This is a genomic window from Micromonospora alfalfae (genome assembly GCF_022230925.1).
Lineage (GTDB): Bacteria > Actinomycetota > Actinomycetes > Mycobacteriales > Micromonosporaceae > Micromonospora > Micromonospora alfalfae.
Genome location: NZ_JAKKFH010000019.1, coordinates 58,422 through 79,025 on the forward strand (window position 1 = coordinate 58,422; position 20,604 = coordinate 79,025).

The 20,604-nt window shown below is 69.6% G+C and carries 16 protein-coding genes; 5 read left to right on the top strand and 11 right to left on the bottom strand.

Annotated features, from left to right (window positions below):
- The first annotated feature begins 25 nt into the window (after positions 1-25).
- Positions 26-1,429 carry a Si-specific NAD(P)(+) transhydrogenase gene (gene sthA, locus MED01_RS16305; RefSeq protein ID WP_238669420.1) on the top strand — a complete coding sequence of 468 codons (1,404 nt, stop codon included), beginning with the start codon at positions 26-28 and terminating at the stop codon, positions 1,427-1,429.
- Here sthA and MED01_RS16310 read toward each other — a convergent pair.
- Positions 1,426-1,833: a MerR family transcriptional regulator gene (locus tag MED01_RS16310; RefSeq protein ID WP_238669421.1), complete on the bottom strand. Its 408-nt coding sequence runs from the start codon at positions 1,831-1,833 to the stop codon at positions 1,426-1,428. The two genes, sthA and MED01_RS16310, sit on opposite strands and share 4 nt — an antisense overlap.
- Before the next feature lie 28 nt (positions 1,834-1,861).
- Here MED01_RS16310 and MED01_RS16315 point away from each other — a divergent pair, with 28 nt between their 5' ends.
- Positions 1,862-2,557, top strand: coding sequence for a methyltransferase domain-containing protein (locus MED01_RS16315; protein WP_238669422.1), 696 nt, complete (start codon positions 1,862-1,864; stop codon positions 2,555-2,557).
- 167 nt (positions 2,558-2,724) lie between these two features.
- On the opposite strand, the gene MED01_RS16320 is transcribed toward MED01_RS16315, so the two are convergent.
- The 9 genes from MED01_RS16320 to MED01_RS16360 all read right to left on the bottom strand — a co-directional run bounded on the left by MED01_RS16320 (position 2,725) and on the right by MED01_RS16360 (position 16,776).
- Entirely contained in the window at positions 2,725-4,119 is a 1,395-nt protein-coding gene (locus MED01_RS16320) for a glycoside hydrolase family 10 protein (RefSeq protein WP_238669423.1), read from the bottom strand.
- Between the two features lie 40 nt (positions 4,120-4,159).
- Positions 4,160-5,560 carry an extracellular catalytic domain type 1 short-chain-length polyhydroxyalkanoate depolymerase gene (locus tag MED01_RS16325; RefSeq protein WP_238669424.1) on the bottom strand — a complete coding sequence of 467 codons (1,401 nt, stop codon included), beginning with the start codon at positions 5,558-5,560 and terminating at the stop codon, positions 4,160-4,162.
- 309 nt (positions 5,561-5,869) lie between these two features.
- Positions 5,870-8,008, bottom strand: a complete 2,139-nt coding sequence (locus tag MED01_RS16330) for an alpha-glucuronidase (protein ID WP_238669425.1) — start codon at positions 8,006-8,008, stop codon at positions 5,870-5,872.
- A complete protein-coding gene (locus MED01_RS16335; RefSeq protein ID WP_238669426.1) occupies positions 8,005-10,038 on the bottom strand; it encodes a beta-galactosidase in 2,034 nt (677 codons plus the stop codon). Before MED01_RS16335 ends, MED01_RS16330 begins: the two co-directional genes overlap by 4 nt.
- Positions 10,035-10,724: a DUF624 domain-containing protein gene (locus MED01_RS16340; protein ID WP_238669427.1), complete on the bottom strand. Its 690-nt coding sequence runs from the start codon at positions 10,722-10,724 to the stop codon at positions 10,035-10,037. Before MED01_RS16340 ends, MED01_RS16335 begins: the two co-directional genes overlap by 4 nt.
- An 88-nt stretch (positions 10,725-10,812) precedes the next feature.
- On the bottom strand, positions 10,813-12,450 hold the full coding sequence (locus MED01_RS16345; protein WP_238669428.1) for an ABC transporter substrate-binding protein: 1,638 nt from the start codon (positions 12,448-12,450) through the stop codon (positions 10,813-10,815).
- Between the two features lie 53 nt (positions 12,451-12,503).
- Positions 12,504-13,415 carry a carbohydrate ABC transporter permease gene (locus tag MED01_RS16350; protein ID WP_238669429.1) on the bottom strand — a complete coding sequence of 304 codons (912 nt, stop codon included), beginning with the start codon at positions 13,413-13,415 and terminating at the stop codon, positions 12,504-12,506.
- Complete coding sequence (locus MED01_RS16355) at positions 13,412-14,401, bottom strand: ABC transporter permease (RefSeq protein ID WP_238669430.1); 990 nt, start codon at positions 14,399-14,401, stop codon at positions 13,412-13,414. Before MED01_RS16355 ends, MED01_RS16350 begins: the two co-directional genes overlap by 4 nt.
- Before the next feature lie 11 nt (positions 14,402-14,412).
- Positions 14,413-16,776: a beta-xylosidase/alpha-l-arabinosidase gene (locus MED01_RS16360; protein WP_238669431.1), complete on the bottom strand. Its 2,364-nt coding sequence runs from the start codon at positions 16,774-16,776 to the stop codon at positions 14,413-14,415.
- A gap of 318 nt (positions 16,777-17,094) precedes the next feature.
- Between MED01_RS16360 and MED01_RS16365 the strand changes: the two genes are divergently transcribed.
- A complete protein-coding gene (locus MED01_RS16365) occupies positions 17,095-18,132 on the top strand; it encodes a LacI family DNA-binding transcriptional regulator (RefSeq protein ID WP_238669432.1) in 1,038 nt (345 codons plus the stop codon).
- Positions 18,133-18,153: 21 nt separating this feature from the next.
- Positions 18,154-19,152, top strand: a complete 999-nt coding sequence (locus tag MED01_RS16370; RefSeq protein ID WP_238669433.1) for an acetylxylan esterase — start codon at positions 18,154-18,156, stop codon at positions 19,150-19,152.
- Positions 19,153-19,214: 62 nt separating this feature from the next.
- Here MED01_RS16370 and MED01_RS16375 read toward each other — a convergent pair whose 3' ends face one another.
- Positions 19,215-19,430 (bottom strand): hypothetical protein, encoded by a 216-nt coding sequence (locus tag MED01_RS16375; RefSeq protein WP_238669434.1) that lies wholly within the window; start codon positions 19,428-19,430, stop codon positions 19,215-19,217.
- Between MED01_RS16375 and MED01_RS16380 the strand changes: the two genes are divergently transcribed.
- Complete coding sequence (locus MED01_RS16380) at positions 19,429-20,583, top strand: cellulose binding domain-containing protein (protein ID WP_238669435.1); 1,155 nt, start codon at positions 19,429-19,431, stop codon at positions 20,581-20,583. The two genes, MED01_RS16375 and MED01_RS16380, sit on opposite strands and share 2 nt — an antisense overlap.
- Positions 20,584-20,604 lie beyond the last annotated feature (21 nt).

The window sequence follows — 20,604 nt, forward strand, 5'->3', positions numbered from 1 at the left end:
ACGACATCTTGCGACGCTAGCGGTTGTGTATGACTACGACCTGTTGGTGCTGGGCTCCGGACCCGGCGGTCAGAAGGCCGCGATCGCCGCCGCCAAGCTCGGCAGGCGGGTCGGCATCGTGGACCGCCGCGACATGATCGGTGGGGTGTGCATCAACACCGGCACCGTGCCCTCCAAGACCCTGCGCGAGGCAGTGCTCTACCTGACCGGCCTGAGCCAGCGGGACCTGTACGGCAGCAGCTACCGGGTCAAGGAGGAGATCACGGTCAGCGATCTGGCCGCCCGAACCCAGCACGTCATCACCCGGCAGACCGACGTCATCCGCAATCAGCTGGCCCGCAACCGGGTCACGATGATCACCGGCACCGGGCGTTTCGCCGACGCGCACTCGATCTGGGTCGACGGCGGCTCCGGCCGCGAGTCCCGGGTGACCTTCGACAAGATCGTCATCGCGGCGGGCACCCGCCCGGCCCGCCCGGACAGCGTCGACTTCGACGACCGGACGATCGTGGACTCCGACGGCGTCATCAACCTTCAGGCCGTACCCCGCAGCATGGTCGTGGTCGGCGCCGGCGTGATCGGCATGGAGTACGCCTCGATGTTCGCCGCCCTCGGCACCAAGGTGACGGTGGTGGAACGCCGTGAGCGGATGCTGGATTTCTGCGACGACGAGGTCGTCGAGTCACTCAAGTACCACCTGCGCGACCTGTCCGTGGCGTTCCGCTTCGGCGAGGAGGTCGCCGCCGTGGAGAAGCACCAGACGGCGGCGCTGTGCATCCTCAAGAGCGGCAAGAAGATCGTCGCTGACACTGTGATGTACTCGGCCGGGCGGCAGGGCCAGACCGACGACCTGGCGTTGGAGGCGGCCGGGCTGGAGGCGGACCGACGCGGCCGGATCGCCGTGGACGCCAACTACCGCACCAGTGTGGAGAACATCTACGCCGTCGGCGACGTGATCGGCTTTCCGGCGCTCGCGTCCACCTCGATGGAGCAGGGCCGGCTGGCAGCGCAACACGCCTGCGGTGAGCCGATCCGGGAGATGCACGGCCTGCAACCGATCGGCATCTACACGATCCCGGAGATCAGCTTCGTCGGGCAGACCGAGGCGCAGCTCACCGAGAGCTCGACACCGTTCGAGGTGGGCATCGCCCGGTACCGCGAACTGGCCCGGGGTCAGATCGTGGGCGACTCGTACGGCATGCTCAAGCTGCTCGTCTCCCCCGACGACGGCCGACTGCTCGGGGTGCACGTGTTCGGCACGGCCGCCACCGAGATCGTCCACATCGGTCAGGCGGTGATGGGCTGCGGCGGCACCATCGACTACCTGGTCGACGCGGTGTTCAACTACCCGACGCTGGCCGAGGCGTACAAGGTCGCCGCCCTGGACGCGTCCAACAAGATCCGCAACATCGTCCGCATCGACGGCTAGCCACGTCCCCCGGCCTCCACCAACTCCGCCAGATGGGTGCGGTAGTTCGGGCAGGTCGAGATGTCCTCGTGTGAGCAGGACAGCCCGGCCTCCAGCAGATCGAGCGCCGACCGCAGCGCCGCCATCCTGGCCTGCAGCGCGCCATGGTTGCGGCGCAGCACATCCTTGCGGGCGGCCGGGTCACCCGCGGCGAGGAACGCCCGGATGTCCGGCAGCGGCAGGCCGGCCTGCTTCGCGCGCAGGATCGAAGCCACCCGGAACAGGTCGTCGCGGGTGTAGCGGCGACGGCTGCCGGTGACCCGGGCGGGGCAGAGCAGACCCACCGATTCCCAGTGCCGCAGGACGTGCGCCGGCAGGCCGAAGTGGTCGGCCACCTCACCGATCGTCATCGGGCTTGACTTCATGTCGACATTAAGTCCGAGCATGGCGGGCATGTCCAGTCTTCTAGCTGTCCTCGATGCCATCGAGAGCGAGCCCGCAGCCGTCGACCTGCGCACCCGTTCCTACGAGTTGCTCGGCGACCTCGCTGGCCGAACTGTCGTCGACGCCGGCTGTGGCAGTGGCCGCGCCGTCGCCGAGCTGGCCGAGCGCGGAGCCCACGCGATCGGCGTCGACCTCGACCCCGAGATGATCGCCGCGGCCAGAAGGCGCTGGCCGGCCGGCGAGTTCCACGTCGGCGACGCCACCGAGCTGCCGCTCAAGACCGGATCGGCTGCCTACTACCGGGCCGACAAGGTGTTGCACGTGCTCGACGAACCGGCGCGAGCTGTCGCCGAGGCCCGGCGGGTGCTCGCACCGGGCGGCCGGGCCGTGCTGCTCGGCCAGGACTGGGACATGATCGCCATCGACTCGGACGAGTCGGAAACCACCCGTCGGCTGGTCCACGCGAAGGCGGACTCACTCCCGTCGCCACGCGTTGCCCGTAGGTATCGCAATTTGCTGCTCGACGCCGGGTTCACCGACCCGATCGTCGAGGTGCACACCGCCGTGTTCACCGACGACACCGCACTCGACCTGTTGAGACGGATCACCGACGAGGAGACCTGGCTCGCCGAGCAGGTCGAACGCGCCCACGCGAACCGGATCCTCGTCGTCGTGCCGATCTTCCTCGTCGCCGCCCAAGCGTGACCGCCAACACCCAGGCGCCCCCTCCCCCTCCCCCTCCCCCCCCCACTCCGGTGATCAAGAGGTTTGCGTCATGACACGCCAGGCCGGATGACGCAAACCTCTTGATCAACGAGGGCTGTGAGGGGCCGGTGCGGAGGCGGTGGGCCTCCGCACCGGCCGGTGGGGCTTTAGCGGGCCGAGCAGGTGGGGCTGAGGCTGCCGGCGGTGCCGTTGGCCTGGAAGCCGTACTCGGTGGACTGTCCGGCGCCGACCTGGCCGTTGTACGACACGTTCGTCCAGGTTGTCGAGCCGCTGTTACCGCTGCGGTCGGCGCTCCACGCGTTGGTGACCGTTGCGCCCGACGGCAGCGCGATCGTCACCGTCCAGCCGTTGAGCGCGGACGAGCCGGCCGTCACTCGAACATTCGCCACGAAGCCACCCGTCCACTGGTTCACCGACACCGTCGCCGTGCAGCCACCCGTGCCCGGAGGCGGAGTCGTGGGCGGGTCGGTCGGCGGGTCGGTCGGCGGGTCGGTCGGCGGGTCCGTGGGCGGGTCAGTGGGCGTGGTGCCGTTGTTCAACGCGGCGAGAACCGCGTCGTACGCGGGCTTCTTCGAGCCGTTGCTGTTGAACAGCAGCGGGGTCTGCGAAGCGCGCCAGGAGTCACTGTCGCGGATCCCCCACACAGTGATGCCGTTGCAGCGGGCCACGGCCAGGCAGTCCTCGACGACGCTGCGGTAGGTGTTCGCCGAAGCGCCCTGGATGTCCAACTCGGTGATCTGCACGTCCACGCCGAGCGCCGCGAAGCTCGACAGTGTGGTGCGGTAGTTGCTCACGTACGGGGAATCGTTGTTGAAGTGCGACTGGAAGCCCACGCAGTCGATCGGCACGCCACGGGCCTTGAAGTCGCGCACCATGTTGTAGACGCCCTGGGTCTTGGCGTGCGTCCAGTTGTCGGTGTTGTAGTCGTTGTAGCAGAGCTTCGCGCCCGGATCCGCGGCACGCGCCGCCCGGAACGCCGCCTCGATCCAGTCGTTGCCGGTGCGCTGGAGGTTGGAGTCGCGACGGCCGCCGGAACTGCCGTCGGCGAACGCCTCGTTCACCACGTCCCACGCCACCACCTGACCGCGGAAGTGGGTGGCCACCTGCGTCACGTGATTCAGCATCGCCTGGCGCAGCGCGCTGCCGCTCATGTTCTCCATCCAGCCGGGCTGCTGCGAATGCCACGCCAGGGTGTGACCCCGCACGCTCATCCCGCGGCTGCGGGCGTGGTTGACGATCTGGTCGGCGGCCCCGTAGCTGAACTGATTCTGCTGCGGCTCGGTGGCGTTCATCTTCATTTCGTTCTCGGCGGTCACCATGTTGAACTCACGGTTCAAAATCGTGGTGTACGCACTGTCGGAGAGCTTGAATCCGGCCACCGCCGTACCGAAGTACCGACCCTTCTCGGCGGCGGACGCGCCGAGCGTCGTCCCGGCGGAGGCGGGTGCCGTCGCGAACAGCGCCATGCTGGCGGCGAGGGCACCCGCGCCGGCGAGCGCGATGGCGGCTCTGGATGCCGCCTTCCATCTCGTACTTCTCATCGTGTGACTCCTTCTAGGGGTGGTGGGGTGGGAAGGGAAATCAGGACACCGAACAGGCGGCACCGTTGAGGGCGAACGAGGTGGGCTTGCCGGTGCCACCCTCGTGCGTGGCCTGGAAGCCGATCTCGACCGACGCGTTCGGGGCGATGGTGTTGTTGTAGGAGACGTTGCGGGCGGTCACCGCACCGCTCGCCGGGGCGTACTGGGCGTTCCAGCCGCTGGTGATGCGCTGTCCGCTGGGCAGCGTGAAGGTCAGCGCCCAGCCGTTCACGGCGGTGGCTCCGGTGTTGGTGATGGCCACGCTCGCGGTGAGGCCGCTGTTCCAGGCGTTGACCGTGTAGCCGACCCGGCAGGCGCCCTCGGTCGGCGGCGGCGTGGTCGGGGGCGGCGTGGTCGGGGGCGGCGTCGTCGGGGGCGGCGTCGTCGGGGGCGGCGTCGTCGGGGGCGGCGTCGTCGGGGGCGGCGTCGTCGGGGGCGGCGTCGTCGGGGGCGGCGTCGTCGGCGGCGGGGTGGTCGGCGGCGCGGTGCCGTCCAGCCCGAAGAAGCGGATCACCTGCGCGGCGTCGACCGGCACGTTGTGCGTGACACCCTGCATGCTGATCGCCTCGACCGGTGCCATCGGGCCGCTGCTGCCGTACCGGGTGCGGGTGTAGCCGGACTGCGGGGAGTCGGTGTACGTCGGGGTCTGACTCAGCCCGTGCACGTTGGTCCACTGCTTGACCTGCTCACCGAAGTTCGGGTAGCGCAGCGTCTCGTCGTTGGTGCCGTGCCAGATCTGCATCCGGGGCCGCTGGCCGGTGTAGCCGGGGTATGCCTCCCGAACCAGGTCACCCCACTGCTGCGCGGTCCGGATGAGTTGCCCGTTGGCGCACTGGCTGTTCCACTCCGAGGTGCCACCGGTGGCGAAGCAGGCGAACGGCACCCCGGCGAACGAGGCGCCCGCCGCGAACACGTCCGGGTAGTCGCCCAGCATGACGTTGGTCATCATCGCGCCGGAAGAGGTGCCGGTGGCGAAGATCCGCGCAGGGTCGGCGGAGTAGCGCTGCCGCACGTAGTCGACCATCGACATCAGCCCGACCGGGTCGCTGCCGCCGCCACGGCGTAGCGCCTGCGGTGAGTAGACGTCCCAGCACTTGCTGCTGCGGGTTGCCGACGGGTAGATCACGATGAACCCGTACCGGTCCGCGAGGGAGGCGTACTGGGTGCCCGAGTGGAACGCGGGGCCCGTTCCGGTGCAGTAGTGCATGGCCAGGAGGATCGCCGGTCGGGCGGCCACCCGGTCCGGGACGTACAGGTGCATCTGCAGGTTGGTGGGGTTGGTGCCGAAGTTGGTCACCTGCGTGAGCGTCGCCGCCGACGCGGGGGTGGCGAACGTCAACGCGGCGGCGGCCAGTGTCACTGCCGCCATGACGACGCCAAGCATTTTTGTCTTCAGTGTCATCGTCGCGATCCCTTGCGAAAAAGGCGCGTGGAAGGGGACTTAAGTCGAGGACTGCCCTTCGCCCGACCTTGACCGCGGCTCGCGTGACCATGTCAGCTTCAATCGAGCACACTCGATTGTCAAGACTTCCGGAAACCTTTCGCCGCAACGGTTCCGGCGGTCACCTGCGCAACAATGGGCATCGGCGGGCATGATCAGCGCCGATGGGTGGCGATAAATTATCGGGACGTTTTCGGAACCTGCGAGGCCGCCGGGGCGCACGGTCACGAGGGCGGCCCGACCGGATGGTCGGGCCGCCCTCGCCGCCGCTCAGTAGATGTCCCGTCCTCGCTCGTCCGGCACCCCGGACTTGCGGAAGAAGTACGTGTTGATCTGGTCGCGCCACTCGGTGGCGCAGCGCACCTGCTCGTCGAGGCGTTCGGCGACCCGCTCGTACACGCTCGGGTCGATCATGCCGGTCAACGTCTGCCACCTCCGTCGCATCGCCGTCACCTCCTCGACCCCCGCGAAGTGGGTGTCGTAGATGTGCTGGATGACTGTCGAGCCGCTGTGCAGCACGTGCCCGTACGGCACGTGGTGGAAGAAGAGCAACAGCTCGTCGGGGCAGGTCTCGGGTGACTCGTACACCTGGGCCCAGTACGGCGGGTACTGGCCGGCGAAGCCGGTGCCCGACGCGCGGCTGCGGTCCACGCCGACGCCGTCACGGTCGGCGAAGTGGTAGGTGCCCCACCGGCTGTACTCGTACCCGTCGACGCCGGGACCGTAGTGGTCGCCGGGGTTGACCATGAAGCCGACGCCCAACGGGGCGGTGTAGCGCTCGTACGTGCGCCACGAGTCGTCCATGATCTCGTGCAGGGTCCGCCGCACCAGCTCCGCGTCGGCGGTCGCCGACGGCGGGAAGGTCAGCGTGATCCACTCGTCGAGGATCGCCGTCGGGTCCCGCCGAGGGTCCCAGGCCAGCCGGCCGAACGTGTACAGGTTGGCCTGTGCCAACGGATGCCCGGTCCAGAAGAGGTCGTCGCCGACGTTGGCGACGGCGACCATCCCGCCGCCGGCCGCAGTCTCCCCCGTGACCACGTCGGCGATCGTCCGCCCACCCGGCCCCCAGGGGGAGAAGCCGAGCACCTCACTCCACAACGGGCCGAGGTGGCAGACGTGCCGCTGTTGGCCCGTGTACTCCTGGGTGACCTGCAACTCCACCGCCAGTCGGGTCGCCGGCATCGCGGCGAGCACCGGCGAGACCGGCTCCCGCGTCTGGAAGTCCACCGGGCCGAACTTCACCTGGACCACCACGTTGGTGCGGAACCGCCCGTCGAGCGGGGCGAAGTGGTCGTACGCGGCCCGGGCCCGGTCGGTGGACCGGTCCCGCCAGTCCTGGTGGTGGTTGTAGACGAACGCCCGCCAGTGCACCACTCCCCCGTACGGGGCGAGGGCCTCGGCCAGCAGGTTCGCCCCGTCGGAGTGGTCGCGGCCGTACGTGAACGGGCCTGGTTGCCCCTCCGAGTCGGCCTTCACCAGATAGCCGCCGAAGTCCGGGATGCGGTCGTAGACCCGCCGGGTGGCAGCAGCCCACCAGGCCCGCACAGTCTCGTCCAGGGGGTCGGCGGTCGGCAGGCCGGAGAGGACCACCGGAGCGGCGAAGCTGACCGACAGGTGCACCCGGATGCCGTACGGGCGCAGCGCGTCCGCGATCTCGGCCACGTCGCCGAGCCGCTCGGTGAGCAGCAGCGCCTCGGTGCGGGCCACGTTGACGTTGTTCACCGAGATCGCGTTGACCCCGCAGGAGGCCAGCAGCCGCCCGTACTCCCGTACCCGGGCCAGGTCGCCGCGCGGACGGCCGTCCTGCCAGAAGATCGAGCCGCCCGCGTACCCCCGTTCGACCTGGCCCATCACCGGGTGCACCGCCACGTTGTCCCAGTGGTTCAGCATTCGTCGGCGCAGCGCCGGCCGGTGCCGCTCCGGGGGTCGGGCCGGGTCGAAGGCCGCCGCGCAGAGCCGGACCACGTGGAAGAGCCCGTACAGCAGGCCCGCGGGCGCGTCGGCCAGCACCGCTGTCACGTCGCCGGCCCGCGCCAACACGAAACCCTCGTCGCCGAGCGTCCCGCCGTCGCCCAGCTCGACCAGCGCCGCCTCGCCGGCGGCGCGTGCCGCCTCCACCGCCGGGTTGGGCAGCTCAGCGGCGTCGCGCAGGGCGAGCACCAGGTCGACGTCGACGTCCCAGGACGGGGAGTGCCACACCCGTCCGCCGTAACGGGCGCAGGCGCGGGAGACCTCGTTGAGGACGGTGTCGACGAGCAACCCCTCGCCGTGCAGGAGGATGCGACGCGCGCCGAGCGACCGGAACGCCTCCGGGGGCAGCCAGGCCGGATGGACGCGCGGCTCGTCACCGTCCATCGGCTCCTCGACGAACATCAGCTGCTCCAACTCCACCGACTCTTCGGCGTTCACCGGTCCTCCTCCAGCACGACAACCCCGTACGCCGGCAGCCGCAGGGCACCGCCGGCCGCCACACGGTCGCCGGTGAGCCTGTCGACGCCGCCGGTCCGGGCGGTCACCTCGACCGGCTCGGCGCGGTGGTTGAGCAGAAACAGCAGCCGCGACCCGTCCACCGCGACCCGGACGGCGGATTCCAGGTCCGGCACGTCCGGGTAGGGCCCGAGCAGGTCGTGCCGGGCGAGCACCTGCCGCACCACCCAGGACACCCCGGCCTGGTCCAGCCCGGCGGCCACGTACCAGCCGTCACCGGCGCCGAAGGAGTTGCGGGTCACCGCCGGGGTACCCGCGTAGAAGTCGGCCCGGTAGGTGCCGACGACCTGCGCGCCCTGCGGGATCACCAGCTCGAACAGCAGTCGCGCGTCGACGTCCACCTGATCCACGCCGTCGCCGAGGCGGACCGGGTTGACCACCTCCGGGCCGCGGGCGTCCCACTCGTCGACCCGGACACCCATGAGCTGCCCGAGCGGGCCCGGCACGTCCATCAGGAACGCCTGGTCGTTCTCGTCCACCCGGCCGGACAGGTAGGTGGTCAGCACCGACCCGCCGCGCGTCGCCACCGCCTCCAGCCGCTGCGGCAGGTCACCCTTGAGCAGGTGCAGGGCCGGGGCCACGACCACGTCGTAGCGGGACAGGTCGGCGGTCACCGCGACGACGTCAAGGTCCACACCGGCGTCCCAGAGTGCCCTGTGGTAGGCGAGCACCACCTGCTGGTAGCGGACCAGCCGGGACGGGCCGTCGGACAGCTCCAACGCCCACCAGCTGTCCCAGTCGAACAGCAGCGCCACCCGGGCCGGGGTCCGCGCGCCCAACGACGCCGGGCCGAGCCGTTCCAGTTCGGCGCCCAGCTCGGCGACCTCCCGGAACACCCGGGTGTCGGAGCGACCGGCGTGCCCGATGACAGCGCCGTGGTACTTCTCGCTGGCCCCACGGGAGGCACGCAGCTGGAAGAAGAGCACGGCGTCGGCGCCGTGCGCCACGGCCTGCCAACTCCACAGCCGCATCAGGCCGGGGCGTTTCAACGGGTTGACGTCGCGGCACGCGGTGAAGCTCGGGGTCTGTTCCATCAGCCAGAACGGCTGGCCGTCCTTGAGCCCGCGCATCAGGTCGTGGGTCAGCGCCATCCGGGCCGCCGACTCGTCGTCCGGCGGGTAGTTGTCCCAGGAGACGAAGTCCAGATGAGGGGCCCAGCGGTGGTAGTCGATCGGCCGGTACATGCCCATGAAGTTCGTGGTCACCGGCAGCGTCGGGCTGGACTCCCGGATGGCCGCCTTCTCGTCGCGGAAGTTGGTCAGCATCGCGTCGGAGGTGAACCGCAGGTAGTCGAGGGTGATGCCCGGGAACGCGGTGTGGTCCGGGCCGCGCCAGTGCTCGGTCAACGCCGACGGCGGCTCGATCTCGTCCCAGTCGGTGAAGGTGTGCGACCAGAAGGTGGTGTACCAGGCCTCGTTCAGCTCGTCGAGGGTGCCGTAGCGGTGGCGCAGCCAGCCCCGGAAGCCGTCCGCGCACAGCGCGCAGTAGCAGGCGCCGCCGTACTCGTTGCCGACGTGCCAGGCGAGCACCGCCGGTGTGTCGGCGTAGCGGCGGGCTACCCGGCGGGCCAGCTCCGTCGAGAGCCGGCGGAAGACCGGCGAGCTGGGGCAGGAGTTGTGTCGCTGACCGAAGCGGTGCTTGCGGCCCTCGAAGTCGGTCCGGGTCACCTCGGGGTACGCCCTCGCCAGCCACGGTGGGTGGGCTCCGGTGCCGGTGGCCAGGCAGATCCCGCGTCCCTCGGCACTGGCCCGTTCGACGATCCTGTCCAGCAGCGCGAAGTCGTAGGTGCCCTCGGCGGGTTGGGTGAGCGCCCAGTCGAACACGCCGAGGGTGACCAGGTCGATCCGTGCGCTGTCGAAGAGACGGTAGTCCTGCTTCCACACGTCCTCGGGCCACTGCTCCGGGTTGTAGTCGCCCCCGAAGGGCACCTTGGCGCTGAGGGGCAGGCTCATGCGGTGAACTCCTTCCGGATCAGGTGGATCATCGGGTCGCTGACGCGCAGGTACGCCAGCGCCGCGATGGACGCGAGCAGCATCAACACCGCTTCGGAGAAGACCGCGGTGATCCCGGCCGCCGCGGCCAGCAGCAGGCCGTTACCGACGGTGACAGCCGGGGTACGCACGAGGAAGTGCGCGGCCAACCGGAGCACGTCCCGGGTGCGGAAGTCGAACAGCGAGGTGATCACCAGGGCGTTGGCCGCGCAGAGCGTCACGCCCACTCCGATCAGGACCAGCGGCACCGCCCACCAGCTCGACAGGCCGACCGCGCCGCGGTAGGCGAGGTTCACGGCGAGCACTGTCAGCCACAGCAGCGTCGGCACCCAGACGCGCAGCACACCGAGCACGTTGGCCCGGTAGCCACGCCAGAACACTCTGGCCGGATGCAGGTCGGTCAGGTCGGCCCGCTGGTGGCGCAGGGCGTACAGGGCGGCGGAGACCGCCGGGCCGACCGGTACCAGGAGGAGCGCGGCCAGGGGCAGGTTGCTGGGGTCACGGCCCAGCAGAAGCAGCGGGAGCAGGGCGGGCAGTGTGGTGAGCAGCAGGAGCAGCTCGACCACGAGCAGGATGTAGACGCGCGAGGTGATCCGCGACAGTGGTCCGTCGCCGAACTGTCGCCGGGTCTGAGTCGCGCCACTCACTGTCGCTCCCTCCGGTCGACTCAGCTGATCCGTGGTCGCCGGGGGTCCGGTCGGGCCGCGACAGGCCGCCCGACCGGACCCCCGCTGGTCAGCCGTTCTTCTTCTGGAACCGCTCGTACGCCTTGTTGACCAGCTCGATGTACTGGTCGGCGTTCTTGGCCTTCAGTTCGGCCACGTACGCGTCCCACTCGCTGAGGGGGCGCTGGCCCAGGGCGAACTTCAGGGTGTTCTGGGTGACGAAGTCCTTCAGTGGGGTCTCCCAGAGCGACACCTGCTCGCGTTCCTCGTCGGTGAACGGGCGCGGCGGGGGGACCTCCCTCGGCTTGCGGGCGTCCATCACCTTCTGGAACTCCAGCTCCTCCGGCGAGAAGAAGCCACGGACCAGGTCGGGGCTGCCGCCGTAGGCGAAGACGCCGTTCTGGAAGCCGAAGTCCTTCTGCAGGTGCTTGGGCGCCTTCGGGTTGAGGCCGAGGAAGTCGACGCCGGGGTTGAGCGTGCGCTTGCCGGACGCGTCCTTGGTGAAGGTGGTGCCCTCGATGCCCCAGCGGGCGAACTCCAGGCCCGCGTCCGAATACCACAACCAGTCGATGAACTGCATCATGGCCACGAAGTTCTTGCTCTCCCGGGCCTTCGTGGAGATCATGATGCCGTTCTCCAGGCGGGGGAACGGGTTGACCTCACCGGCCGGGCCGATCGGCAGCGGGATCTTGGCCATCTTGGCGTTCGGCAGGGTCTTGGCCAGGTCGGGCCGGTGGTTGTTGACCAGGGTCTGCGCGTTGCCGGTGACCATGAAGGACTTGCCGTTGGCGAGCTTCTGGCGCGCCTGGTCGTCGGTCTGGGTGAAGCTCTCCGGGTCGAGCAGACCCTCGGCGACGAGCTTGTGCAGGAACGTGACCATCTGCTTGTACTGGTCGGACGAGCCGGTGTAACTGAACTTCTTCGCCGCCGGGTCCCAGGTGGCGTGCTGGAAGTCCCAGCCCGCGTAGGTGCCGTGAGCCGAGCCGAGGATGTTCAGCAGCGCGCCGGTCGGATTGGGCTTGCTGAAGAGGTCGGAGTACGGGTAGACGTTCGGGTACTTCGCCTTCATCGCCTTCATCACGGTGTACAACTCGTCCCAGGTCTTCGGGACGGCCAGGTTCAGCTCCTGCATGATGTCGGTGCGCACCAGCACCGTGTAGTCCTGCGTGGGCTTCTCGTGCAGGCCGGGCAGCAGGTAGAACTTACCGTCGGATTGCCGCAGGTTGTCGATCTCCGGCTGGAGGTTCCACTTGCTGATCTTGTCCTTGAGGTTCGGCATCAGATCCAGGTAGTCGCTCACCGGGAGGATCGCCCCGGAGGCCACGAACGCGTCCTCCTGCGGGTGGTACGTCTTCGGGATGATCAGCGGAGCGTCGCCGGCGCCGATCAGCAGGCTGCGCTTCTGCTCGTAGTCGCTCAGCGGCACGGCCACCGGATCGATCTTGACATTGGTCCGCTTGGTGAGCTCCGACCAGAACAGCCAGTCTTCCTTGAGCGGGTAGAACGTGTGGTTGTTGTAGAGGGTGGAGAAGGAGAGCGCCTCGGTGGCCTTGAACTGGTCGCCGATGCCGTAGTTGGCCATCGCGCCGACCCGGTTCTCGGAGAGGTCCGTCGACTCACCGGGGTCCTCGGAACAGGCGGTGGCAAGGGATAGCGCGAGCAGACCCGCTGTGGCTACCGCCACGCGGCGCCACGTCTTGTGGAGCATGGCTCGTCCTTTCGGTGGTGGGGTTCGGAGGTGCAGCGGTGCGGCGCTCGCCGTCATCCCTTGACCGCGCCGAGCATGACGCCGCGGACGAAGTACCGCTGAACGAAGGGGTAGACCGCCAGGATCGGCAGTGTGGTGAGCACGATCGTCACGGCCTGGAGGGTTGCCGCGGCCTGCACGACGTCGGCGGCGGCGGCGCCAGACTGCTGTGCGTCAGTGGCGCCCGCGATGAGATTGCGGAGGTACACGGTGACCGGCAGCAGATCCTGCTGGTCGATGTAGAGAAACGCGGTGAACCACGAGTTCCAGAAGGAGACCGCGTAGAAGAGCACCATCGTCGCGATGATCGCCTTCGACAGCGGCAACACGATCCGCAGCAGGATGCCGTACGTGTTCAGCCCGTCGACCGCCGCGGCCTCCTCCAACTCGCTCGGCAGGCTCTCGAAGAACGCCTTCATGACCAGCAGGTTGAACACGCTGATGGCATTGGGGATCACCACGGCCCAGATGGTGTTCTTCATGCCCAGGCTGGTGACCAGCACGTAGTTGGGAATCAGGCCGCCGGAGAAGAACATGGTGAACAGCGCGACACCGATGAGGAAGGTGCGCCCCTTGAGCTGCGGCTTGGACAGCACGTAGGCGTAACAGGTGGTCAGCACGATCGAGATGAGCGTGGCGACCACGGTGTACACCACAGTGTTGCGGTAGTTCGTCCAGAACAACGCGTCCGACATCAGCAGCTTGTAAGCGGTCAGGTCGAACCCACGCGGGAAGATGGTCACCTTGCCGGCGATGATGTACGCCTCTTCGCTGAGCGAGCGGGCGACGATGTTGAGGAACGGGTACAGCGTCGCCACCACGACGCCGATCAGGACGACCGTGTTGACGACTCGGAAGACCCGGTAACCCCGGCTGTCATCCGGCCCGCGGGTCTTCGGGGCGTCGGTCTTCGTACCGAGGATCACCACAGGCTCGTCCCCACCGTGCGCCGGGAGATGACGTTCGCCGACAGGACGAGGACCAGCCCGATCACCGCCTCGAAGAGGCCGATGGCGGCCGCGTAGCTGAAGTTGCTCGACTGGAAGCCCATCCGGAACAGATAGGTGGAGACCACGTCGGCGGTCGGGTACGTCAACGGGTTGTAGAGCAGCAGGATCTTCTCGAACCCGACCGCCAGGAAGCTGCCGATGTTGAGGATCAGCAACGTCACCATCGTCGGACGGATGCCGGGCAACGTGACGTGCCAGGTCTGGCGCAGCCGGCCGGCGCCGTCGATGCGGGCGGCCTCGTACAGGTCCTCGTCGATGGTGGTGAGGGCGGCGAGGTAGAGGATCGTGCCCCAGCCGACGGTCTGCCAGACCTCGGACGAGACGTAGATGGTGCGGAACCACTCCGGTCTCTGCAGGAACGCCACCGGGTCGCCGCCGAACAGTTTGACGAGCTGGTTGGCCGTGCCCTCGATCGAGGTCAGCTGCATGACCATCGCCGCCACGATCACTATCGACAGGAAGTGCGGCAGGTAGGAGACGGACTGGACGAACCGCTTGAAGCGGCGGGCCCGGACCTCGTTGAGCAGCAGCGCCAACACGATGGGCAGCGGGAAGCAGAACAGCAGGGTCAGCGTCCCGAGCACCAGGGTGTTGGTGAACACCTCCCAGAACGTCGGGTCGGTGAGGAACATCCGGAAGTAGCGCAACCCGACCCAGTACTCACCGAAGATGTTGCCGCCCGGTTTGAACCGACGGAAGGCGATGATGTTGCCGAGCATCGGCAGATACCGGAAGACCAGGAAGAACAGCAGCGGCAGAATGGTGAGGGAGTAGAGCTGCCAGTCCCGGCGCAGTGCCTGTCGCCAACTGCGACCGCGTCGTGGCGAGCGCGGGGCAGGGCTCTGCGCCTGCTTGGGAGAGCTCGGCGGCGCCGGCGGCGGTGGCCGCAGGGTGGATGTCATCCTCGACCCTCCTATGCCGACTGTGGAACGGCCACGAGGGGCTCGACCCGCACCGAGGTGAGCAGTTCCCGCTCGTAGCCGACCTGGCGCTCGGTGCCGACCAGTCGCAGCGGCAGGGCCGCCGCCACGTCGCCGCTCGATCGGCCGAACCGCAGCTCGACGTCGCCGGGCTCGACGATCCGTTGGCCGGTCAGCCCGGTGAACGACGCCACGTCGGCCGGTACGCCGAACGTCACGTGTGCCGCCTCGCCGGGCGCCAACGGCAGCCGGGTGTAGCCGATCAGCCGGACCACCGGACGGGTGGTCTGCGCGACCGGGTCGTGCAGGTAGAGCTGCACGATCTCGGTGCCGGCCCGCTCACCGGTGTTGGCCACGGTGATCCGCACCCGCACCTCGCCGTCGACCGGCCAGGCAGTCGGATCTTCGCGCGGTTCGACCACCGTCGCGTCGGACCACTCGAAGGTGGTGTAGCTCAGCCCGTGGCCGAACGGGTACGCCGGGGTCGGGTCGATCGAGGAGACCTTGTTGCGTCGGCCGAGCGGCGGCGCCAGGTAGGTGCTCGGCAGCCCGCCGGCGTCGCGGGGAACGCTGACCGGCAACCGCCCGGAGGGATCGACCGCGCCGGTGAGCACCTCGGCGAGCGCCTGCCCACCGAGCTGACCGAGGAAGAACGCCTGCACCACGGCCGCCGCGCCGTCGAACTCCGGACCGAGCGCGTACGGGCGGCCGGCCAGAGAGACCAGGACGACCGGGGTGCCGGTGGCGAGGACGGCGCGGACGAGGTCGCTCTGCACGCCGGGTAGTCGCAGGTCGACGGCGTCGCAGCCCTCACCGGAGGTGCCCCGGCCGAACATTCCCGCCCGGTCGCCGACGGCCAGCACGCACACGTCGGCGGCAGTGGCCGCGGCGACCGCGGCCGGGATACCCGAGGTGTCCTCGCCGGTGATGGCGCAGCCCGGCTCGTGAGTGAGCAGCGGGACGCGTCGGGCCAACTCGTCGCGCAGGGTGGGGATGCGCAGGCCGAGCCCGTAGTCGCTGTGGTGGACGCCCACGTGGTTGGGAAACGAATAGCAGCCGAGCATGGCCATCGGGTCGTCGGCGAGCGGACCGACCAGGGCGACCCGGCTACCCACTGACAGCGGGAGGACGCGGGCGTTGCGCAGCAGGACGACTGACTCCCGGGCGAGGCGAAGGGCCACGTCCTGGCTGGCCTCGTCGTCGAAGCGCAGGGACGCCACGTCGTCGGGCAGTTCCCGCCAGCCCTCGTCGAGCAGACCGAGCTCGATCTTCTGGATCAGCACCCGACGCAGCGCGCAGTCGATCAGCGCCTCGTCGACCTCGCCGCGGCGAGCCGCCTGCACCAGCGGGTCGCCGAAGGCATCCACCGTGGGCAACTCGACGTCGATTCCGGCCCGCAGGGCGAGCCGGGCCGCGTCGGCGGCATCCTCGGCGACTCCGTGCAGGGTCTGGAGGAACCGTACGGCGAAGTAGTCGGCCACCACGGTGCCGGTGAAGCCCCACTCGTCACGCAACAACCCGGTCAGCAGCCCACGGTCGGCCGCGACGGGCAGGCCGTCGATCTCGGCGTAGGAGTTCATCACCGAGCGGGCGCCGCCGAGGCGCAGCGCCATCTCGAACGGCGGCAGAATGACGTCGGCCAGCTCGCGCCGACCCATCGGCACCGGCGCGAGGTTGCGTCCGCCTCGGGAGGCGGAGTAGCCGGCGAAGTGTTTCAGCGTGGCCACCACGCCGGCCCGCTCCAGGCCCCGCACGTAGGCGGCACCTGTCGTCCCGACCAGGTAGGGATCCTCGCCGATCGTCTCCTCGGTGCGGCCCCAGCGGTAGTCCCGGGTGACGTCCAGCACCGGGGCGAGGCCCTGATGCACACCGGCGGCGCGCATCGACCGCCCGATCCGGTCGGCCATCGCCTCGACCAGGTCGGGGTCGAAGGACGCGCCCCAGCTGAGCGGAGTCGGGTAGACGGTGGCCCGCCACGCCGCGAACCCGGTGAGGCACTCCTCGTGCACCTGCGCCGGGATGCCGAACCGGCTGGCGGCAACGATCTGCGCCTGCGAGGCCGCCAGCGACCGCGCGCCGGACACCGGGTCGACCGGGGCGGTGCCGAACGGGCGGGTCAACTGGCCCAACCCGTACTGGATGACAGTGCTCCACTGCGGCAACTCGCTGATCATGTCCGACTGGTGCGGTGCGACGCCCTCGCCGCTGGCGTCGGCGCCGACCCAGACCCCGACGAGCTGGGCGATCTTCTCTTCGACTGACATCATCGGCAGGAGCGCCTCGGCTCGCTCGGTCGGCGACAGCCGCTGATCTCGCCACGGCGCGGTGCCGCCGTCCTCGAGCGACTGACTGCTCATGCCCTGACCCCTTAGCTCCGGCCACATCCCCGTGCCCTGGTGGAACCGGCTCGGTGGCGGACCTTTCTCACGATCCGAAACTTTCCGGAAACCTGCGTAACCTTTTCGGCAACCTAAGTGGCCCATCGATGCCTGTCAAGAGTCTCAATCGGACTACCAGAGGGTGTTTCCTGCACACGGTGACCCCATCATCGGCGCTCCGTCGTCGACAAGCCGCGCAATGTCCGTGAATGCGCAGTCCGGCTGCCGCACACACTGGCGTGAATGTCTCATCATGTTAAGGTCGCCCGAAACTTTCGGATGTTGTATGAGGCCGCGATGACAGAGCACCGCCCGCTCGACCCACCCGCCTCCACCACCATCGCGACCATCGCCAACGATGTCGGCGTCTCGGTCGCGACCGTGTCCAAGGTCCTCAACGGACGCGGCGACGTCGCCCCCGGCACCAGAGCCCGGGTGGAGGCGAGCCTCGACCGCCACCAGTACCAGCGCCGCGCCCGGCGACACGCGACCAGCGGCGGCCGGGTGGACCTCGTGTTCCACGAGTTCGACACGGGTTGGGCGATGGAGATCCTGCGGGGCGTCGAGGCGGTGACCTCGGCGGCCGGCATCGGGCTGTCGATCGCCCAGCTCGACGGCGCGCACCGCCCGCCGACACGATGGTTGGAGGCGTTACTCGCCGACCGCCCCCTGGGCGTGGTGTTCGTCCTCTCCCACCTGGCCGAGGCCCAACAACAGCACCTGCGCCGGCAGGGCATTCCGTTCGTCGTCGTCGACACCGACAGTGCCACCTCGGCCTCCGTGCCGACCGTCGGGTCGAACAACTGGAACGGTGGCCTGCTCGCCGCCCGGCACCTGCTGGAGCTGGGGCACCGACGGATCGCCATCATCTCCGGGCCACCCGACGTGCTGTGCAGCCGAGCCCGCGCCGCCGGCTTCCAGTCGGCCCACGACGAAGCCGGGATAGTGGTCGACCGCGAGCTGATCCGCTACGGCAGTTTCTCCGCCGGAGCCGGGCACGCCCACGGGCTGCAACTACTCCAGCGGCCGGACCGACCCACGGCGATCTTCGCCGGGTCGGACATCCAGGCCATGGGAGTGCTCCGGGCCGCCCGTCAGTGCGGCCTGCGAGTGCCCGAGGACCTCTCGGTGATCGGGTACGACAACCTGCCGGTCTCGGCCTGGACCGACCCGGCGCTCACCACGATCAACCAGCCGTTGCGCGACATGGCCGGCATCGCCACCCAGATGTTGCTGGACCTGACCAGGGGAAACGAGCCGGCTACCAGCCGGATCGACCTGGTGACCGAGCTGGTCGTCCGGGAGAGCACCGCGCCCCCCGCCCACCCGCACTGACCCCGGCCCCTGCGAGGACCCGTGCCCCACTCCGCCTCCACCTTCGACGAGCTCCAGCGGTACGCACCCGAGGTCGCCGAACCCGACGACTTCGACGAGTTCTGGCGGGACACGCTCGCCGAGGCAGCCGCCGTACCGGTGCTCGTCGACGTCCGCTCCGAACCCACCGACCTGCGGCTGCTCGACTCCTGGGACGTCTCGTTCGCCGGCTTCGGCGGTGACCCGGTCCGCGCCTGGTACACGCGCCCGGCCGGGGTTCGAGAGGCGCTGCCGGCCGTGGTCGAGTACGCCGGCTACGGACGCGGGCGCGGCCTGCCCCACGAGCGGCCGACCTGGGCGGTGGCCGGGTACGCGCACCTGCTGATGGACAACCGGGGCCAGGCGGGGCAGCACGGCGCCGGGGACACCCCCGACCCGCACGGCGCGCCCGGCGGACCCTGGCCGGCCACCTGGGGGATCCTCGATCCGCGCGACTACCACTACCGCCGTCTGATCACCGACGCGGTGCGGGCTGTCGAGGCGGTCCGCGCGCTGCCGGGGGTCGACGGTGACCGGGTCACTGTGGTCGGCAACAGCCAGGGCGGCGGCATCGCCCTGGCGGTGGCGGGTCTCGTCGAGGATCTCAGCGCGGTGCTGACCACCGCCCCGTTCCTGTGCGACATGCGCCGGGCCGTCGCGCTCACCGACCTCGCGCCGTACGGAGAGATCGCCCGGTACCTCGCTGTGCACCGGGAGGCCGAGCAGACGGTGTGGCGCACGTTGTCCTATGTCGACGGGGTGAGCTTCGCGCGTCGGGCGACGGCTCCGGCGCACTTCGGGGTGGGCCAACGCGACACGGTCTGCCCGCCGCGAACCGCCTTCGCCGCCTACAACCACTACGGCGCCGCGAACGGGAGGCCGGTCCCGCCCGAGCGGGAGATGCACGTCTACCCGTTCAACGGCCATGAGGGCGGCGAGGCCGTGCACGTCCGGCGTCAGCTTCGCTGGCTGCGTTCCGTGCTCCATCCAGGCCGGGAGTAGCAGCCCAGGCATCGTTGAACGCCGATGCATTGCCGGTGTTAGCGATAACACGCTATGGTGCGTCAGGCGAGGTGCAGGGCACACTTCCGCCACGGCTCATCGGTCCGTCGCGCCAGACCCTCGACGACCGGTGCCCACCCCGAACCGCCACGACCACCAGTGCAGACGTCCGGGCTCCTGGTCGTGCCGAGCACCCCACCTCCGCGTACCGCGTTCGTGGCGGCAACCGTCTCCCGGTGGCCGCTGACGTCGCGCACCCCCACCAGAGGAAGTCCCATGCGCAGTCCAGCCCTCGTTCAACCCGTCCCCCTCGCACCGACCGCCAGCGCACGGACGTCGAGACCCCGGCGGGCCCGCCGGTGGTGGACGGCCCTGGCCGCCGTCGCCGCCATCATCGCCGCCGTGCCGGTCGCGACGACTCCCGCCAGCGCGGAGTCCAACGGCGGCATACGCGTGATGCCACTGGGCGACTCGATCACCGACGGATTCAACGTCCCCGGCGGTTACCGGATCGAGTTGTGGCAGCGGTTCACGTCCGGTGGTTACCGGATCGACTTCGTCGGCTCCCAGTTCAACGGGCCAGCCAGCCTCGGCGACCACGACCACCAGGGCCACTCCGGCTGGACGATCGCCCAGATCGACGCCAACGTGGTGAACTGGCTGCGGGCCACGAACCCGCGGACCGTGCTGCTGCACATCGGCACCAACGACATGTACGGCGACACGTCCGGGGCTCCGTCGCGGCTGGCCACGCTCGTCGACCGGATCACCAACACCGCCCCGAACGCTGACGTGTTCGTCGCGACGATCATCCCGAAGTCCGGCGCTGACAACCAGGTCCGGGGCTACAACGCCGCGATCCCCGGGATCGTGCAGAGCCGGGCCGCCGCCGGAAAACGCGTACACCTGGTCGACATGTACCGCGCCCTGACGCTCAGCGATCTGGCCGACGGGGTGCACCCTAACGCCACTGGCTACCGCAAGATGGCCGCCGCCTGGTACGACGCTCTCCGTACCGTGCCCGGCAGCATCGGGGGCGACACACCTCCGACCACTCCCCCGCCCACCACTCCCCCGCCCACCACGCCCCCGCCGACCACTCCCCCGCCGTCCGGCGACTGCCGCGTGACGTACACGGTCAACGCCTGGAACAGCGGTCTCACCGCGTCGGTCTCGGTGACCAACACGAGCAGCACGCCGGTCAACGGTTGGACCCTGGCGTTCACCCTGCCCGGTGGGCAGGCCATCACCAGCGGATGGAACGCCACCTACTCCCCGTCCAGCGGAGCGGTGACCGCCCGCAATGTCTCCTACAACGCGACGATCGCGCCCAACACCTCGGTCGACATCGGCTTCCAGGCGACCCACACGGGTGGCACCGGCCGGCCGGCCGCGTTCACCCTCAACGGCACCGCCTGCGCGGTCGCCTGACACCGGCCCTCGCGGTGCCGG

Bases quoted from the DNA above. Each gene is read 5' to 3' on its own strand.
- MED01_RS16310 (WP_238669421.1), bottom strand. From the start codon at position 1,833: ATGAAGTCAAGCCCGATGACGATCGGTGAGGTGGCCGACCACTTCGGC.
- MED01_RS16315 (WP_238669422.1), top strand. From the start codon at position 1,862: ATGTCCAGTCTTCTAGCTGTCCTCGATGCCATCGAGAGCGAGCCCGCA.
- MED01_RS16320 (WP_238669423.1), bottom strand. From the start codon at position 4,119: ATGAGAAGTACGAGATGGAAGGCGGCATCCAGAGCCGCCATCGCGCTC.
- MED01_RS16325 (WP_238669424.1), bottom strand. From the start codon at position 5,560: ATGACACTGAAGACAAAAATGCTTGGCGTCGTCATGGCGGCAGTGACA.
- MED01_RS16335 (WP_238669426.1), bottom strand. From the start codon at position 10,038: ATGAGCCTGCCCCTCAGCGCCAAGGTGCCCTTCGGGGGCGACTACAAC.
- MED01_RS16345 (WP_238669428.1), bottom strand. From the start codon at position 12,450: ATGCTCCACAAGACGTGGCGCCGCGTGGCGGTAGCCACAGCGGGTCTG.
- MED01_RS16355 (WP_238669430.1), bottom strand. From the start codon at position 14,401: ATGACATCCACCCTGCGGCCACCGCCGCCGGCGCCGCCGAGCTCTCCC.
- MED01_RS16360 (WP_238669431.1), bottom strand. From the start codon at position 16,776: ATGAGCAGTCAGTCGCTCGAGGACGGCGGCACCGCGCCGTGGCGAGAT.
- MED01_RS16365 (WP_238669432.1), top strand. From the start codon at position 17,095: ATGACAGAGCACCGCCCGCTCGACCCACCCGCCTCCACCACCATCGCG.
- MED01_RS16380 (WP_238669435.1), top strand. From the start codon at position 19,429: ATGCGCAGTCCAGCCCTCGTTCAACCCGTCCCCCTCGCACCGACCGCC.
- MED01_RS16375 (WP_238669434.1), bottom strand. From the start codon at position 19,430: ATGGGACTTCCTCTGGTGGGGGTGCGCGACGTCAGCGGCCACCGGGAG.